Source organism: Acidimicrobiales bacterium (genome assembly GCA_041394185.1).
Taxonomy (GTDB): Bacteria; Actinomycetota; Acidimicrobiia; order Acidimicrobiales; family Poriferisodalaceae; genus JAAETH01.
Window position 1 is genome coordinate 524,785 of the sequence record JAWKIQ010000001.1, and the last position, 15,321, is coordinate 540,105.

At 65.9% G+C, this 15,321-nt stretch carries 18 protein-coding genes; 6 read left to right on the plus strand and 12 right to left on the minus strand.

The genetic code is table 11. The features are described 5' to 3' along the window. Window positions 1–59: 59 nt before the first annotated feature. Complete coding sequence (locus R2770_02520; protein ID MEZ5279319.1) at window positions 60–2,333, plus strand: xanthine dehydrogenase family protein molybdopterin-binding subunit; 2,274 nt, start codon at window positions 60–62, stop codon at window positions 2,331–2,333. A 1-nt stretch (window position 2,334) separates the two neighbouring features. Then, complete coding sequence (locus tag R2770_02525; protein MEZ5279320.1) at window positions 2,335–3,336, plus strand: Gfo/Idh/MocA family oxidoreductase; 1,002 nt, start codon at window positions 2,335–2,337, stop codon at window positions 3,334–3,336. Here R2770_02525 and R2770_02530 read toward each other — a convergent pair. Further along, window positions 3,291–3,770 (minus strand): rhodanese-like domain-containing protein, encoded by a 480-nt coding sequence (locus R2770_02530; GenBank protein MEZ5279321.1) that lies wholly within the window; start codon window positions 3,768–3,770, stop codon window positions 3,291–3,293. The two genes, R2770_02525 and R2770_02530, sit on opposite strands and share 46 nt — an antisense overlap. A gap of 45 nt (window positions 3,771–3,815) precedes the next feature. On the opposite strand from R2770_02530, the gene ftrA reads away from it, so the two are divergent. Both ftrA and R2770_02540 read left to right on the plus strand, forming a co-directional pair. Next, the gene (gene ftrA / locus R2770_02535; GenBank protein ID MEZ5279322.1) at window positions 3,816–4,799 is read left to right on the plus strand and encodes a transcriptional regulator FtrA; all 984 of its coding nucleotides are present in this window, start codon (window positions 3,816–3,818) and stop codon (window positions 4,797–4,799) included. 27 nt (window positions 4,800–4,826) lie between these two features. After that, complete coding sequence (locus tag R2770_02540; GenBank protein MEZ5279323.1) at window positions 4,827–5,555, plus strand: NUDIX hydrolase; 729 nt, start codon at window positions 4,827–4,829, stop codon at window positions 5,553–5,555. On the opposite strand, the gene R2770_02545 is transcribed toward R2770_02540, so the two are convergent. Both R2770_02545 and R2770_02550 read right to left on the minus strand, forming a co-directional pair. Beyond that, a complete protein-coding gene (locus R2770_02545; GenBank protein MEZ5279324.1) occupies window positions 5,552–6,427 on the minus strand; it encodes a mechanosensitive ion channel family protein in 876 nt (291 codons plus the stop codon). The two genes, R2770_02540 and R2770_02545, sit on opposite strands and share 4 nt — an antisense overlap. Next, entirely contained in the window at window positions 6,424–6,930 is a 507-nt protein-coding gene (locus R2770_02550; GenBank protein MEZ5279325.1) for a flavin reductase family protein, read from the minus strand. Before R2770_02550 ends, R2770_02545 begins: the two co-directional genes overlap by 4 nt. A gap of 113 nt (window positions 6,931–7,043) precedes the next feature. Between R2770_02550 and R2770_02555 the strand changes: the two genes are divergently transcribed. Together R2770_02555 and bfr are read left to right on the plus strand one after the other, a co-directional pair. After that, on the plus strand, window positions 7,044–7,229 hold the full coding sequence (locus R2770_02555) for a (2Fe-2S)-binding protein (GenBank protein MEZ5279326.1): 186 nt from the start codon (window positions 7,044–7,046) through the stop codon (window positions 7,227–7,229). Window positions 7,230–7,239: 10 nt separating this feature from the next. Continuing rightward, window positions 7,240–7,704 (plus strand): bacterioferritin, encoded by a 465-nt coding sequence (bfr, locus tag R2770_02560; GenBank protein MEZ5279327.1) that lies wholly within the window; start codon window positions 7,240–7,242, stop codon window positions 7,702–7,704. 24 nt (window positions 7,705–7,728) lie between these two features. Here bfr and dapD read toward each other — a convergent pair whose 3' ends face one another. The 9 genes from dapD to R2770_02605 all read right to left on the minus strand — a co-directional run bounded on the left by dapD (window position 7,729) and on the right by R2770_02605 (window position 15,250). After that, on the minus strand, window positions 7,729–8,673 hold the full coding sequence (dapD, locus tag R2770_02565) for a 2,3,4,5-tetrahydropyridine-2,6-dicarboxylate N-succinyltransferase (protein ID MEZ5279328.1): 945 nt from the start codon (window positions 8,671–8,673) through the stop codon (window positions 7,729–7,731). 54 nt (window positions 8,674–8,727) lie between these two features. After that, complete coding sequence (locus R2770_02570; GenBank protein ID MEZ5279329.1) at window positions 8,728–9,282, minus strand: MOSC domain-containing protein; 555 nt, start codon at window positions 9,280–9,282, stop codon at window positions 8,728–8,730. Continuing rightward, a complete protein-coding gene (locus R2770_02575) occupies window positions 9,279–9,866 on the minus strand; it encodes a TetR/AcrR family transcriptional regulator (GenBank protein MEZ5279330.1) in 588 nt (195 codons plus the stop codon). The genes R2770_02570 and R2770_02575 overlap by 4 nt, the downstream gene beginning before the upstream one ends. Further along, window positions 9,863–10,219 carry a darcynin family protein gene (locus tag R2770_02580; protein ID MEZ5279331.1) on the minus strand — a complete coding sequence of 119 codons (357 nt, stop codon included), beginning with the start codon at window positions 10,217–10,219 and terminating at the stop codon, window positions 9,863–9,865. Before R2770_02580 ends, R2770_02575 begins: the two co-directional genes overlap by 4 nt. A 93-nt stretch (window positions 10,220–10,312) precedes the next feature. Then, window positions 10,313–11,314, minus strand: coding sequence for an S-methyl-5-thioribose-1-phosphate isomerase (gene mtnA / locus R2770_02585; protein MEZ5279332.1), 1,002 nt, complete (start codon window positions 11,312–11,314; stop codon window positions 10,313–10,315). Then, window positions 11,311–11,961 carry a class II aldolase/adducin family protein gene (locus R2770_02590; GenBank protein ID MEZ5279333.1) on the minus strand — a complete coding sequence of 217 codons (651 nt, stop codon included), beginning with the start codon at window positions 11,959–11,961 and terminating at the stop codon, window positions 11,311–11,313. The genes mtnA and R2770_02590 overlap by 4 nt, the downstream gene beginning before the upstream one ends. Continuing rightward, window positions 11,958–12,713, minus strand: a complete 756-nt coding sequence (locus R2770_02595; GenBank protein MEZ5279334.1) for an S-methyl-5'-thioinosine phosphorylase — start codon at window positions 12,711–12,713, stop codon at window positions 11,958–11,960. Before R2770_02595 ends, R2770_02590 begins: the two co-directional genes overlap by 4 nt. A 55-nt stretch (window positions 12,714–12,768) precedes the next feature. Further along, window positions 12,769–13,740 carry an alpha-E domain-containing protein gene (locus R2770_02600; GenBank protein ID MEZ5279335.1) on the minus strand — a complete coding sequence of 324 codons (972 nt, stop codon included), beginning with the start codon at window positions 13,738–13,740 and terminating at the stop codon, window positions 12,769–12,771. A 13-nt stretch (window positions 13,741–13,753) separates the two neighbouring features. Beyond that, a complete protein-coding gene (locus R2770_02605; GenBank protein MEZ5279336.1) occupies window positions 13,754–15,250 on the minus strand; it encodes a circularly permuted type 2 ATP-grasp protein in 1,497 nt (498 codons plus the stop codon). Window positions 15,251–15,321: the final 71 nt, after the last annotated feature.

Below are 15,321 nucleotides of genomic sequence, written 5' to 3' on the forward strand. Positions count from 1 at the left end.
TAGGTTTGAGGGGCCGGCGTGCCGTCGGCGATCGAGCCGATGGGGGAGCGCCAGTGAGCATGATCGGAACCCGGGTCGTCCGCAAGGAAGATCCCGAACTGTTGACCGTCGGAGGCAGGTATGTCGACGACCTGGCACCGTCCGATTCGCTGTTCGTGACGTTCGTGCGTTCGCTGATGGCCCACGCAGAACTGGCCGATGTCGACGTCAGCGAAGCCCGCGACATGCCGGGCGTCGTGGCCGTCTACACCGTCGACGACCTGGGCCTCAACGACATGGCACCGGGTAACCCCATGATCAACGCGTCGATGGGTCGACCGGTGATGGCCCGGGGCCGGGTGCGGTTCGTGGGCGAGCCCATCGTGGCCATCGTCAGCCAAACGCGGGCCCAGGGGGTCGACGCTGCCGAGATGGTGTTTGTCGACTACGAACCTCTCGAGGCCCTGGTCGACGTGAGTCGCTCGGCCACCGACGAGCTGCTGTTGTTCGCCGACGCGGGAACCAACACCAGCCTGGCGATGCCTTCGGCCAACCAGGACGACATCTTCGCCGACTGCGAGGTCACGGTCGGCCTGCACTACAAGAACCACCGTCAGGCGCCTTGCCCCATAGAACCCCGATCGACTGTGTCGTCGTGGTCGGCCGGTGAAGACGGCCGCCCCAGGCTCACACAGTGGTCGTGCACCCAGTTCCCGCACGGGGCGCGAGACGCACTGGCCGCAGGTTTGGGCGTCGACAAGGACCAGGTTCACGTCATCACCCCAGACGTGGGCGGCGGTTTCGGTGCCAAGAGTGGTGCCTATCCAGAGGACCTGGTGGTGGCGGCCATCGCCAGGGATCTCGATCGACCGATTCGGTGGACCGAGACGCGCTCGGAGAGCATGACCGGCCTGGTGCACGGTCGCGGCTGGACCGTCGACGCTCGCATCGGTGGCAGCCGTGATGGCAACGTGACATCGCTCGAGGTGCGGATCCTGGCCGACGCCGGCGCCTACCCGGCCATCGGGTCGGTGTTGCCGTTCTTCGGCAGCGTCATGGCCACCGGCGTATACGACATTCCCAAGGTCGATGTCGCATCCAGGTCTGTGGTCACCAACACCGTTCCGATGGGTGCGTACCGGGGAGCGGGTCGGCCCGAGGCGGCCCTCACCATCGAACGCATGATGGACATGTACGCCGCCGAGATCGGCATGGATCCCGCCGAGCTTCGCAGGCGCAACTTCGTCGCCCCCGAGGCCTTTCCGTTCACGAGCCCCACCGGCGCAGCCATGGACTCTGGGCAATACGAAAAGGCCCTGGACGCCGTGATGTCGGCGGCCGGCTACGAGCAGCTCAGGGCAGAACAGGCCCGTCGACGCAGCGACCCTGCCGCCAAGCAACTCGGGCTGGGTTGGTCGGCCTATGTCGAGATCGCCAACCCGATGGGGTCGGGTGAGTTCGGCAGCATCCAGATCAACAACGACGGCAGTGCGTTGGTGCTGACGGGTTCGTCGGCCCATGGCCAGGGTCACCACACCTCGTTCGCACAGCTGGCTGCTGACCTCACCGGCATTCCGTTCGACCGCATCGAGGTTCGCCACGGCGACACCGACGAGGTGAAACGAGGCGGTGGCACGGGCGGCTCGCGTTCGTTGCAGGCCGGTGGCAGCGCGGTGTGGGAGGCGACCGAGGCCGTCGTCGAGAAGGCCAAGCACGCGGCTGCCGCTCTGCTGGAGGCGAACCCAGCCGACATCGTCCTCGACACCGACACTGGCTCGTTCTCGGTTGCCGGAACTCCGGCGGTTTCGACAGGGTGGGCCGACATCGCCACCCACATCGAACAGTCCGAGGGCGCGCCGCTGCAGGCCGAGGCCGACTTCACGCCGGGCGGTGCGACCTTTCCCTTTGGTGTGCACCTGTGTGTGGTCGAGGTCGATCCCGGAACCGGTGGTGTCGAGATAGTTCGTTATGTCGCCTGCGACGACGCCGGCACCATCGTCAACCCGATGATCGTCGAAGGTCAGGTGCACGGCGGCATCGCATCCGGAGCGCTCCATGCCCTGATGGAAGAGTTCGTCTACGACGAAGACGGAAACCCTCTGACGGCCAACTTCATGGACTATGCGCTTGGCTCGGCGGCCGAGCTGCCCAGCTTCGAGCGCCTGGTTCAGGAGACACCGACAGACCGCAACCCCCTGGGGTCCAAGGGCATCGGCGAGTCGGGCACCATCGGTGCCGGCCCGGCGGTGCAGAACGCGGTGGTCGACGCCCTGTCTCATCTGGGTGTCAGGCACGTCGACATTCCGGTGACGCCGCAGAGGGTGTGGCGAACACTCCAGTCGACAGGGGCCTGACATGGCCGAGCTGCCGCCGCTGCGGATGGGGGTGCTTGGCGCGGCCAAGATCTCGGCGAGCGCGCTCTACCACCCGGTGGCCACCAATCCAGACGTCGAGCTGGTGGCCATCGCTGCCCGCGACCGAGGCCGAGCCCAGCAACATGCCGCCGAGCACTCGATCGCCTCGGTGGAGGACACCTACGAAGACGTCCTGGCCCGCGACGACATCGACGCCATCTTCAATCCGTTGCCCATAAGCCTCCATCACCAGTGGACAATCGCCGCGCTTCAGGCCGGCAAGCACGTGTTGTGCGAGAAGCCCTTTGCTTCCAACGCAGCCCAGGCCGCCGAGATGGTGGCTGTGGGTCGCAACGAGGGGCGGGTGCTCGTCGAGGCCTTCCACTGGCGCTATCACCCCATGGCGACGCGTATCGACGAGCTGGTCGACGCGGTGGGCGGGGCGACTCGCATCGATGCGTTGTTCAATGCACCTGTGCCCGCCGACGACGCGGTGCGCCGGTCATGGGAACTCTCGGGCGGCGCCCTGATGGACCTCGGCTGCTATCCGGTTCAGTGGACCCGGTTCGCGGCCCGGGCCGAGCCCACGAACATCCAGGCCCGCATGCGCACACACGCTCCGACCGGAAGCGAGCTGGTCGACTCCCAAACCGAGCTGTGGCTCGAGTTCTCGGGCGGGTGCGTGGCTCATGTGTCGACCAGCATGGACGACGAGTTCGCGGCACATCTGGCGGTCGAGGGTCCAAACGGCAGGTTCGTGGTTCACAACCCGCTGGCGCCTCACATGGGCAACCGCATCGACATCGAGCTGAACGGCCGGTCGTCGACCGAGACCGTCGAGGGGCTCACCACCTACCAGCATCAGATGGCGGCGTTCGTCGATGCCGTGCGCAACGGGGTCGCCGTGCCCACGGGTGGCGCCGACTCTGTCGCAACGATGCTGGTCATCGATCGGGCTTATGTGGCTGCTGGGCTGCCGCGCCGGGGTTCTGCGTTGAACTGACCCGGTGCACTGGCGCCGCCCAGCCCGAAGCCCAGGCTCAGCCGCGGACCAGCTCGAACCCCGTCGAGCCAGCCTGTGGCGCCGCCGATCATCTTCTTGACCGGCCTGCCGGCTTGGGCCAGCCTCAAAGCGGCGCGGTCGGCGCCGTTGCAGTGGGGTCCGGCGCAGTAGACCACGAACACGGTCTCGTCCGGATACTCGTCGAGCACACCGCTGCCGAGTTCGCGGTGCGGAATGTGTACCGCGCCTGCGATGTGGCCCTGCTCCCAGGCCCCCTTGCCCCTGACATCCACAAGCACGAAGTCGGCCTCGCCCGCCGACAGCACCTCGTGCACGTCCCAGCAATCGGTCTCGAAGCCGAGCAGGGCGGCGAAGTGCTCGATGGCATCTGCAGGGGCGGCGGCCGGGTGAGCGGTGACAACGGATTTCGACATGTGCACATGTTGAAGGAGCCGACCCGCTCTGCGACAGTGGCTCGAATGCCAATGATCAATAAGATCCTGCCAATGCGCCCGAACAACCGCAGCGTCGTTGCGCTGGCCTACGACGGGCTCTGTCTGTTCGAGTTCGGCATCGCCAGCGAACTGTTCGGCCTGCCCCGGCCCGAGTTCGACTTCGATTGGTACGAGTTCTCGGTGGTGGGGGTCGATTCGGCGCCGTTGCGGTCGTTGGGCGGGGTCACCATGGCCGCCGCGAACGACCTGAAGGTGCTGTCGTCTGCGGGAACCATCGTGGTGCCGGGATGGCGCGACGTGCACCAGCCCGTGCCCGACGAGTTGAAAGCGGCCATCGTGGAGGGCCACCACAACGGGGCGCGGGTGATGTCGATCTGCTCGGGCGTGTTCGTGTTGGCCGCCACCGGGCTGCTGGATGGTCTGCAGGCGACCACACACTGGCGCTACACCGACTTGCTGGCCCAGATGTACCCGGCCATCGATGTCAGACCCGATGTGTTGTATATCGACAACGGCACGGTGCTGACCTCGGCTGGCAGCGCGGCAGGACTCGACTTGGGCATCCATCTGATACGCCGCGACTTCGGAGCCGACGTCGCCAACTCGGTTGCACGTCGCCTGGTCATGCCCGCCCACCGCGAGGGTGGCCAGGCCCAGTTCATCAACCGCCCACCCGACGACCTCAGCGGCGACGGCTCGCTGGCTGCGGTGGCTCAGTGGTGCCTGACAAACCTCGATCAGCGCCTGACCGTGGACGATCTCGCCGACCGGGCTTCGATGTCTGCGCGAACGTTCGCCAGGCGATTCCGCTCGCAGTTCGGCACCAGCCCACACCGCTGGATCCTCCACCAGCGGGTGCAAGAGGCGCAGCGGTTGCTCGAGGCGACCGAGTTCTCGATCGAGCGCATCGCAATCTTGTGCGGCTTTGGTTCGGCGGCGACGCTGCGCCACCACTTCGGCAGGGTGGTGGGTACCAGCCCCTCGGCGTATCGCCGGGCGTTTGGTTGACCCGGCGCTTGGCGACATCATTGTCGGGTGACCGCGCCCGACCGTCCCCCCAGGCCCTTGCCGCCCATCGACATCATCGACCACGCCGACTCGCCGCGGCCGGCTCGGCCGGCGGCCACAGCAGTTCTGCTGCGCGACACACCCGACGGCGTCGAGGTGCTGATGATCCGGCGCAACTCGAAGACAGCGTTCGGTGGCATGTGGGCTTTTCCGGGCGGTGTGATCGAACCAGAAGATGTTCCGCCCGGCACGGCGCCAGATCCGTTGCCGGCGGCCCGGGCGGCAGCGGTGCGAGAGACGAGGGAAGAGGTGGGGCTAGCCCTCGACCCCAACTCGCTGACCTGGCTGAGCCACTGGCTTCCGCCCGCCGATTCGCCCGCCAGGTTCTCGACGTGGTTCTTCGCCGCGCCGGTGCCACCAGGCAGCGTCGAGATCGATGGTGGTGAGGTCCACGAGCACCGGTGGTTTGCGCCCCAGCGCGCCATGGCAGAGCGCGACGCGGGCAACATCTCATTGGTGACCCCAACGTTCGTGACCTTGTTCGCGCTGGCACGGCATAGGTCGGTCGAGTCGGTCATGGCCAGCGACGGGCCGCTGTTCTATGCAACCAGGCTGGGCCAAACGGCGTCGGGGGTGCGGGTGTGCATGTACCCGGGAGACGCGGGCTACGACAGCGGCGAGGTCGACGCTGCCGGCACCATGCACCGACTGGTGATGGACGACACCGACGGTTGGCGCTGGCTCGACACCCGCTAGCGCTGCTGGTCGTCGATGTTTGCGGAATCGGGCGGAAAGTGCAGCACCCGTTGGGGGAACGGGATCTCGATTCCGGCTTCTTCGTAGGCCTCGGCGATGGCCACATTGACGTTGTGCCTGACTCGCCACAGTTCGGCGATGCTGGGCTGGTGCCAATAGCGCACGGCCAGGTCGATCGACGACGAGCCGAACCCCTCGACGTAGACCTCGACCCGGGGAGTGTCGAGCACGCCACTGCAACCGACGACCGCGGAGCGGGTCACCTCGGTGGCGTGGCGGAGGTCGGTGCCATAGGCGACGCCGACGGCCACCGTGGTGCGCCGACGACCCAACTGGGTGTGGTTGGTGATCGGGTTCTTGATGACGGACGCGCTGGGAATGCGCACCGTCTCGCCGTCGGGTGTGCGCACGGTGACGGTACGCGCATCGATGGCCAACACCCGACCCTCTTGGCCGTCGGCCACGATCTCGTCGTCGGGGCCGAACGGGCGCCGAACCTGCAAGATGATGCCGGCGACGAAGTTCTCGAGGATGTCCTGAAGGGCGAACGCCACGGCAATGCCGATGATGCCGAGGGCGCCAAGCACTGGACCAACCGCGATTCCCAACGACTCCAGCGCATAGACCAGACCAAAGGTGATGATGACGTAGCCGGTGACACGTCCGAGCAGGTCGCCCAGGAACGCGTCGGCCCGGCCGCGGCTGACCAGCCGCTTGACCGCCAACTTCACCAGCCGCGACAGCACCAGCGCCGCGGCGAAGATGATGACCGCTTGGGCGTAGTCCCAAGGGCCCAGCCCGTCACCATTGATCGCAGACGAGATCTGCTCGACGTCTACGTCCTGGGCTCGAATGGTGACCGCGAAGTTCAATGCCGCTTGACCCCGCCGTACTTCATGCGGGTGTCGGACATCGAAGCGACCCGCTTCTCGTCGTCGACGATGTCGGCTGCGACCAGCTCGCCGACGAACAGCGTGTGGGTGCCCATGTCGTAGCTCTGGCGCACCTGGCAGTCCATCCAGGCCAAGGCGTCGTCGAACACCGGGGCACCCGTGGCTTCGGAGTGCACCGGCCACCCGTTAAGCGATGTGCCGTCGTCTTCGGCCGGCTTCGAGAACTTGACGAACACCCTGGTGTTGTCGGCATCCCACAAGTTGACGGTGAACGAGCCGCCCTCGGAGATCAGCTGGTGCGTAACGGCGCTGTTGTCGACGCCCACGGCGATCATCACCGGTTCCATCGACACCTGCGTGATCCAGCTGGTGGTCATGGCATTGCGTCGGCCCCCGGCGGCCGACCCGACCAGCGCGAGAGCGTTGGGGATCTTCCAGGTGACCCGGTTGATGAGCTCGTCTGGGAGGTCGGCCTCGGTCATGGGTCGACCCTATCGGCGGCCGCCGCCGGTCTGACGCGTTGTCGGCGCGCCCGCCGCCTCGTACAGTTAAGCAAACCTAACCCGGTTGGTCGCCCAGGCGAGGGGAGAGTGTGATGATCGTTTGCCACTGTGCTGTCGTGAGCGACTCCGACATTCGCGATGCCGTCGCGGCGGGCGCCACGACCTACGACGAGGTGGCATCCAAGTGCTGGGTCGGCTTCGACTGTGGCACGTGTCGACCCATCGTCGAGTCGCTGGTCGAGGCACCGGTCGTTCCGGCCGTCGGCGAAGCGGTATAGGGTCGGTTCGATGAAGGGATCACCGAAGATCATCGAGTTCCTGAACGAGGCTCTCACCGCAGAGCTGACGGCCGTGAACCAGTATTTCGCCCACTACAAGCTCTGCGAGAACTGGGGTTTCACGAAGCTCGCGGCCAAGTACCGCGAAGAGTCGATCGAGGAGATGACCGACGCCGAGAAGCTGATCGATCGCATCTTGATGCTCGACGGCATGCCCAACCTGCAGAGGCTGGGACACGTGATGGTGGGTGAGACACCGCTAGAACAATTCCAGGTCGACAAGGCCCTCGAGGAGGCGGCGATCGAGCGCTACAGGCGCGGTGTTGTGCTGGCCTTGGAAGAGGGCGACCCAGGCACTCGCGAACTGCTGGAAGGCCTGGTCGTCGCCGAAGAAGAGCACCTCGACTGGATCGAGACCCAGCTGAACGTCATCGAGCAGATCGGCATCGAGCGCTATCTGCAGTCGAGCATCTGACGCGGCGTTGCCCGGCCCGAGGGCTCAGTTCGAGGCGTGCAGCTCGACGTTCAACTCGCCCCAGGTTCCGCTGCGCGGACGGGCCTCGAGGCGGCCGGTCTCGGTGTTCAGCCAGAACATCAGGTTGTTCACCCCGCTGAGTTCCTTGCCCTTGACGACGGTTCCGTCGGGAAGGGTGACCTTGGAGCCTGCGGTCACGTAGCAGCCGGCTGCCACTACGCAATCGTCGCCCAGAGATATCCCGATGCCGGCGTTGGCGCCCACCAGGCAGCGCTCGCCGATGGAGATCACCTCGGTGCCGCCACCCGACAGAGTGCCCATAACCGACGCGCCGCCGCCCAGGTCTGAGCCATCGCCCATGACCACTCCGGCGCTGATGCGTCCCTCTACCATCGCCGTGCCCAATGTGCCGGCGTTGAAGTTGCAAAACCCCTCGTGCATCACCGTCGTGCCCTCTGACAGGTGGGCGCCCAGGCGCACCCGGTCGGCGTCGGCGATGCGCACCCCCGAGGGCGTCACGTAGTCGACCATGCGGGGAAACTTGTCGACCCCAAGCACGTTCAGCGGCTTGCCGGCCGCTCGGTGGCGCAGCTTGGCGGCGTCGAGTTCGCCTATTGCGACCGGTCCGGCGGTGGTCCATGCGACGTTGTTGAGGATGCCGAAGATGCCATCGAGGTTGATGGTTCGCGGCTGGACGAAGCGGTTGGACAGCAGATGCAGGCGCAGGTAGGCGTCGACGGCATCGGCGATGGGGTCGGCCAGGCTGGCGATGTCGCAGGCGACCTCGTAGACCTCGACGTTGCGAAGCTGGTCGACGGTGCACGCCGAGGCGAAGTCGAACTGTGAAGCGGCGTCGGCGGGTGCCTGGCCCAGGCCCAACACGGGGAACCAGGCGTCGAGGATGGTGCCGTCTGGGGTGCGGGTGGCAAGGCCGCGACCGTATGCGGCGTCGGTGCGAAGCGAAGTCATGGCCGACCAATCTAACCGCGGTGCTGCTGCAGTCCGCAGGTCGTGCCGCGGTCCTCAGACTCGCCTCAATGCAATTGCGGGACCTGGGGGTGAACAAACCGCGATCGGGTCGCCAACTCGCACCGACCCGCCGTTGATGACTACCGCCATGACACCAGCTCGGCGAACCGTGCCGAGGTGATCATCTCGATACAGCACCCGACCGAGCAGACCGGGCATGAAGTTCTCGATCTGACCGCACGGGTTGCGCAGGCCCGTCAGCGCCAGGATCACTTCGGACCCGACCCTGACAATGGCGCCTGTCGAGAGTTGGTGAAGGTCGATGCCTTTGGTGGTGATGTTCTCGCCGAGATCGCCTGGACCCACGTCGTAGCCGTGCGCCGCCAACTCGTCGAACAGTTCGGCAGGTATCAGGTGTACCTGGCGCAGATTGGGCTGCGTTGGATCGGCACGCACCCTCGATCGATGTTTCACTGTCGGCCCGGCATGCGCATCGCCGATGACTCCGATACCGGCCAACAGCTCAGCGGAGTCGACGGCGCGCTTGGAGAAGGTGTGCTCGTCGCTGACGTGAAGCGCGTGAACCGCAGGATGGTCGTCTGCTGTCATCGCTGAACTGCCGGGTCGTCGCGAACAACCGACCACACCAGCCCGTCGATGAAGTCGGCGTCGAGCGGGCCTTTGGAGAACATGAACCTGAAGTAGATGGCACCCAGGGTCATGTCAACCGCCGTTTCGACGTCGATGGCCCGCAGCCGGCTCGACCGGTGCGCGTCTGCCAGAACCGAGTGCATCAGACGCCGTCGTTCGGACGTCACGGTGTCGAAGAGCGCCTCGAGGTCAGCGTTGTGCCTCGCCGGTGCGATCACCTCGACCACCGCCGGGCCAAACAGCGTCTGAGTGAGAGCCCTGGCCAGGTTTGTCAGGAGCTGGCGCAGGTCGAGGGCCGGGTCGCCGGTGTCGGGAGTTTCGGGGTTGGCGTGCTCGAGCGACCTGTGCAGCACCGATGCGACCAGTTGGGCCTTGGATGCGTGCCGGCGATAGACCGTCGGTTTGCCCACGCCGGCTCGGCGGGCCACCTCGTCGATGGTGAGGTCTGAATAGCCGACCTCGGCCAGCAGGCTCTGGGTGGCCGAGCCGATGGCTTCGTCTACCTCTGCCAGCCTGGGCCGACCGATGCGCGAGCCGCTCACAGCGCACCGGCCTCGAATCGTTTGTATCCGTTGGCCAACCCCAGCTGAACGCTGACGATCTCGGCGTATGGGTGATGGAAGAACTCGAGATCGCGCAGTTCCTCCCAAAGCGAGTGATAACGATCGAGCGAATCGAATGCGCAAAGCACCCAGTCGGAGTATCCGGTGCCCAGGGCGTCGGCGTCGAACCAGGTGACGTCGACGTCGCCGCTGTATCGGTCGACGACGTCGTAGAGCAGCGCGGCCTTGGCCTGGCGCTGGGCCCGGTCGAGGGCCAACCAGTCGGGCAGCAGACGCAGGCTCACGACCGCCGCGTACCGGCTCAGAGTTTGGGCTTCGTGTTTGCTGCTCATGGGTGCTCCTCGGCAGGGGAGTTAGGTTCCGTTACGTAACGGAGCGTAACGTTAAGAACGGATCGGCACAAGCGACTATTTCGTCTGCGGCGATCAGCCCAGCACCTGGCCGAGATCGAAGCGGACGACCCTGGTGTCGGTGACCAGTGCGGTGATCATCGCCGCAGGTGTCACATCGAAAGCTGGGTTTATGGCGTCGATACCCTGCGGCGCTGTCGGGTGCCCCATGACCGACGCCACCTCGACTGGTCCGCGGTCTTCGATGTCGATATCTGCGCCCGATGGTGTGTGCATGTCGATGGTCGACTCCGGGGCCACCACGATGAACGGAACGCCGGCGTGAGCTGCAGCCAGCGCCAGGCTGAAGCTGCCGATCTTGTTGGCGGTGTCGCCGTTGGCCGCGACCCGGTCGGCTCCGATCAGCACCGCATCGGCAGCGCCACGCGCCAACAGGAAGGGGCCGGCCGAATCGACCAGCAGCCGAAAGGGGGCACCCATTCGCTGAAGCTCCCAGGTGGTCAGCCTGGCGCCTTGAAGCAGGGGTCGGGTCTCCAAAGGAAGGGCCTCACCCAGTACCCCTCGCTCGTGAAGCGTCTGAACAACGGCAAGCGCGGTGCCTCGTTCGACGGCTGCGAGCCCACCGGTGTTGCAGATGGTCATGATGCGCACCGGTGTGCGACCGACCAGTTCGAGCACCAGGTCGGCGCCGAGCTCGCCCATCGCCGACGACGCCGCGAGTTCCTCGGCCCGCACGGCGTTGGCCTCGGCCTCGGCGCCAGAGGGGTCTTGGCGGGCCACCGCTGCTACGCGATCGACCATGCGAGCCAGGTTCACCGCCGTTGGCCTGGCGTTTCGCAGAGATCGCACTGCGGCTTCGAAGCCGTCAGGGTCGTGCCGCGGATGGTGTTGCTTTGCGGCCAGGACCACCCCGTATGCGCCTGCCACGCCGATGGCGGGGGCGCCGCGCACCGCCAGTCGCTTGATGGCGTCGACCAGGGTGGCCACATCGCCGATCGACAGGTAGACCTCGTCGTGCGGCAGCCGGGTCTGGTCTATCAATGTGACGACGCCGTCGGCGTAGGTGATGGTGCTCATCTGCTGCTTCCGTAGCCGGGTCCGGCGGACATCTTCTCGAGCACCTCGGCCATCTGTTCGTCTGTCAGCTCTGGCGGCTCGCCGAGGGCCAGTGCTGCCAGATACTGGGCTGCCAGGGTCTCGACCTCGACGGCCAGGTCGAGGGCCTGGGCCGCGCTGTGGCCCACGGCGACCAGGCCGTGATGGGCCATCAGAGCGGCTCGCCGACCTTGCAGGGCGGCGACGACATTGGCGGACAACTCGGCGGTTCCAAATGTTGCATAGGCGGCACAGCGGATGTCGCGCCCACCCGCCACGGCGACCATGTAGTGGAACGGGCCCATACCTCGGCCGTGAACCGCCAACGCCGTGGCGTTCACCGGGTGGGCATGAACAACCGCTTGCACCTCTGGCCGGGCCCGATAGATGTCGAGGTGGAACCGCCACTCGGAGCTGGGCCGGCGGCCTTCGGCCCCCGTCCATCGTCCGTCGAAGTCCATCTCGATGATGTCGGCGGGCGTCAGGTCGGCGTACGGCGTGCTGGACGGTGTTATCAGCATCGTGTCGGCGCAGCGAACCGAGACGTTGCCTGCCATGCCCGAGTTGATGCCGCGCTGGTTCATGGCCTGGGCTGTGGCGATGACGTCGTGTTCGGTCTGATCGGTCACGCGAGCAGTTCCATGGTGCGGGCCACCAGCCGATGCAGCGGTTCGGTGACCGAGCTAACCATCGAGAAGATGTCGTCTGCGCTCAGCTCGACCGGCCCGGCGGCGGTGGTGGTGCCGGCGGCGGGGTTGGACACGATGCCTATCGACGCATAGGGGATGGCGGCCTCGCGGGCCAGCGCCACCTCGGGGTAGCCCGTCATCCCTACCAGGTCGGCTCCGAGCGCTCTCATCATGGCGATCTCGGCGGGTGTCTCGAAGCGTGGACCGTTGGTGGTTGCATACACGCCGCCATCCACCACCGCGATGCCTTCCAGACTGGCGGCTCGCAGCAATGTCGAGCGCAGTTGGGGGTCGTAGGGGTGGGTCATGTCGGTGTGGTGGCGAGCCGCGTCGAACGGTTCGACGACGCCGTCGAAGAAGGTCGCCTGTCGCCCCGAAGTGAAGTCGAGGAAGTCTGAGATGATCACCAGGTCTGCGACCGACAGGTCGCCTCGAATCGCGCCGCTGACAGCGGTGGCGACGATCGATGTTGCTCCGACCTCGCGCAGGGCCCAGATGTTGGCCCGATAGTTGATGGCCGAAGGTGGGACCGAGTGGTCGGACCCATGGCGAGGCAGGAAGACCACCGGTCGTTCGCGCCATGTGCCGGTGGTTACCACCGCCTTGCCATATGGGGTGTCGATCGGGGTGACCGACCGGTTGGCCAGTTCGGCTATGTCGTAGAAGCCGCTACCGGTGATGATCCCGAACATCGATGACAGTCTGGCAGAGATGTCGCATCGTCGGCCGAGCCGAACCCTCGGGTTGTCAGGACGCGATTCGCATTGGAGCAGGATCGAACCACGTAGCGGCCATCTCCGAGTGCACAGAGGCAAGCGCCAGCTGCAGATCGTCGATGAAACCGTGCAGGTCGCCGTCGATCAGCACTGCGGGTTCGGCTTCCTGCAGCAGCTTCTGGGCCGACGCACACGACGCCATCGCAAGCTCGTGCCCGGGAATCTCGAGCAGCCAGCGGGCTGCCTCGACCAAGCAGTGTTCGACGGTTCGGGGGCATCGGCTGTCGTTCAGCAGGAAGTCGACGGTGGCTTCGGCCGAACTGGCCACACCGGTGCGCCTGAACGGCTGAAGGGCACTGACCGACAAGAGCGACGAGGCCCAACACAAATCGACATAGGGCTCGAGAGCCGGGGAAACCCGGCGGGTCAACACGCCCTGATGGGTGTCTATGACCCGTGTGGTCAGATCGGCTCGCTCGAGCTGGCGGCCGATGGTGAAGAAGCAATAGGCGTCGTCGTGGCTCATCGTGTCGGCCAGCGCTGCCGACAGCGTCTGACAGTCGCGGATGATCTTCGCCAGCCACGAACCTCTGGTGCGGCGGTCCAGGGAAGCCTCGCCCGTCGCTTCCACGAAGTTGTGCAGATCGGTGAGGATCTCGACGGCCTCCACCGGCATGACGGCACGCGCTACCCGCAGGTTCTGGTGGACCGACGCTATACACGAGCGGACCGAGCTGGGGTTGGTGGCGTCGGTCGTCAGCAGGGCGACCACCGATTCTTCGCCGACGGTCTGGTCGCGGCGGGTCAAGAACGCGTCGTCGAAACCCAACAGAGCCAGCAGCGGACTCCAGCCCACAGTGGCTTCGCGAGGCAGGTCGACGATGAGGTCTGCGTGCGTCTTGATCAGCCGGGCCGTGCCCTCGGCTCGCTCTATGTAGCGGCCCGCCCAGTAGGCGCTCTCGGCCACTCTCGACAACAACATGTGGAGTGGGGGTCGTCTCATTGGTTCTTCTCCCTCATTGGGGTGACTCTGCTTGGTCGGAGTTGTTCTGGGCTGTTCGGAGTTGTTCGGGGCCGATGGCCGGATCGACGATCCAGGTGTCCTTGCTGCCGCCGCCCTGTGAGCTGTTGACGATGAGCGATCCTTCCCGCAGCGCCACGCGGGTCAGACCACCGACCGACACGTAGGGCTCGGGGCCCGACAAGATGAACGGTCTCAGGTCGAGGTGCCTCGGGGCGACCGCACCATCACAGATGGTCGGTGCCGTCGACAGGGTCAAGACCGGCTGGGCTATCCAGTTGCGTGGATCGCTCTCGATCTCGACCTTTAGCGCCGCCAACTCGGCTTCGGTTGCGTGGGGGCCGATGATCACGCCCTTGCCGCCCGCCTCGTTGGCCGGCTTGCACACCAGCGACTCGAGGTTGTCGAGCACGTGGGCGCGCTGCTCGGGGTCGAGGCATCTGAGCGTGGGCACGTTGGCGATGGCCGGCTTCTCGCCCAGGTAATAGTCGATGATGTCGGGAACGTACGAGTAGACGACCTTGTCGTCTGCAACTCCGGCGCCGGGGGCGTTGGCGATGGCCACATTGCCCGCTCGCCATGCGTCGATGAGGCCCGCGCAGCCCAGCACCGAGTGGGGTTCGAACACGGCCGGGTCGAGCCACATGTCGTCGACGCGCCGGTAGATGACGTCGACGCGCACGAGGCCGCCGACGGTCTTCATGAACACCACCCGATCGTCGACGACCAGATCGGAACCTTCGACGAGGTGACCGCCGATTCTGGAGGCCAACAGCACGTGTTCGTAGTAGGCCGAGTTGAACACACCTGGGGTCAGCACACACACGACCGGTTCGTCGACGTCGCGCGGCGACAGCGCTCGCAGCATCGAGCCCAATCGATCCGTGTACCCGTCGACTGGCAATATGTCGAGGTCGCGGAACAGGTCGGCCAGCACTCGCTTGGAGACCTGCCGGTTCTCCAGCATGTACGACACACCCGACGGGATCCGGAGGTTGTCCTCCAACACGAACATCTCTCCGTTGGCGTCCCTGACCAGATCAGAACCGCTGATGTGGGCCCACACCCCACCCGTGGGAGACACGCCCCGGCACTGGGGCCTGAAGTTCGCCGAGTCGTTCAACAGCTCACCCGGAAACACCCCATCCGCGACGATGTTCTGATCGTGGTAGAGGTCGTCGATGAACAGGTTCAGAGCCTTCAGCCGCTGGATCAGACCCTGTGAGATGTTCGACCATTCGCCGCTTGGGATGACCCGAGGGATGACGTCGACCGGCCAGGCTCTGTCGATGTTGCCGTCGGACGAATAGAGGGTGAACGTGACACCCATCGAGCGGATGGCCGCCTCGGCCGCGTCCTGGCGTCCGAAGAGATCGTCGCCCAGGGCCTCCAGCCGCGAAACGACGTGGTGGCAGCCGGTACGCGGCTGACCCCATCGATCGACCATCTCGTCATAGGTCGAAGCGGAGTCGTAGTCCGCGGGCCAAACCACTCGACGAGTTCTATCGCCCTCGTTTCTCCGAGCTGATTCGGCGCTGTTACGCGTCTGTGAACAGCTCGTGC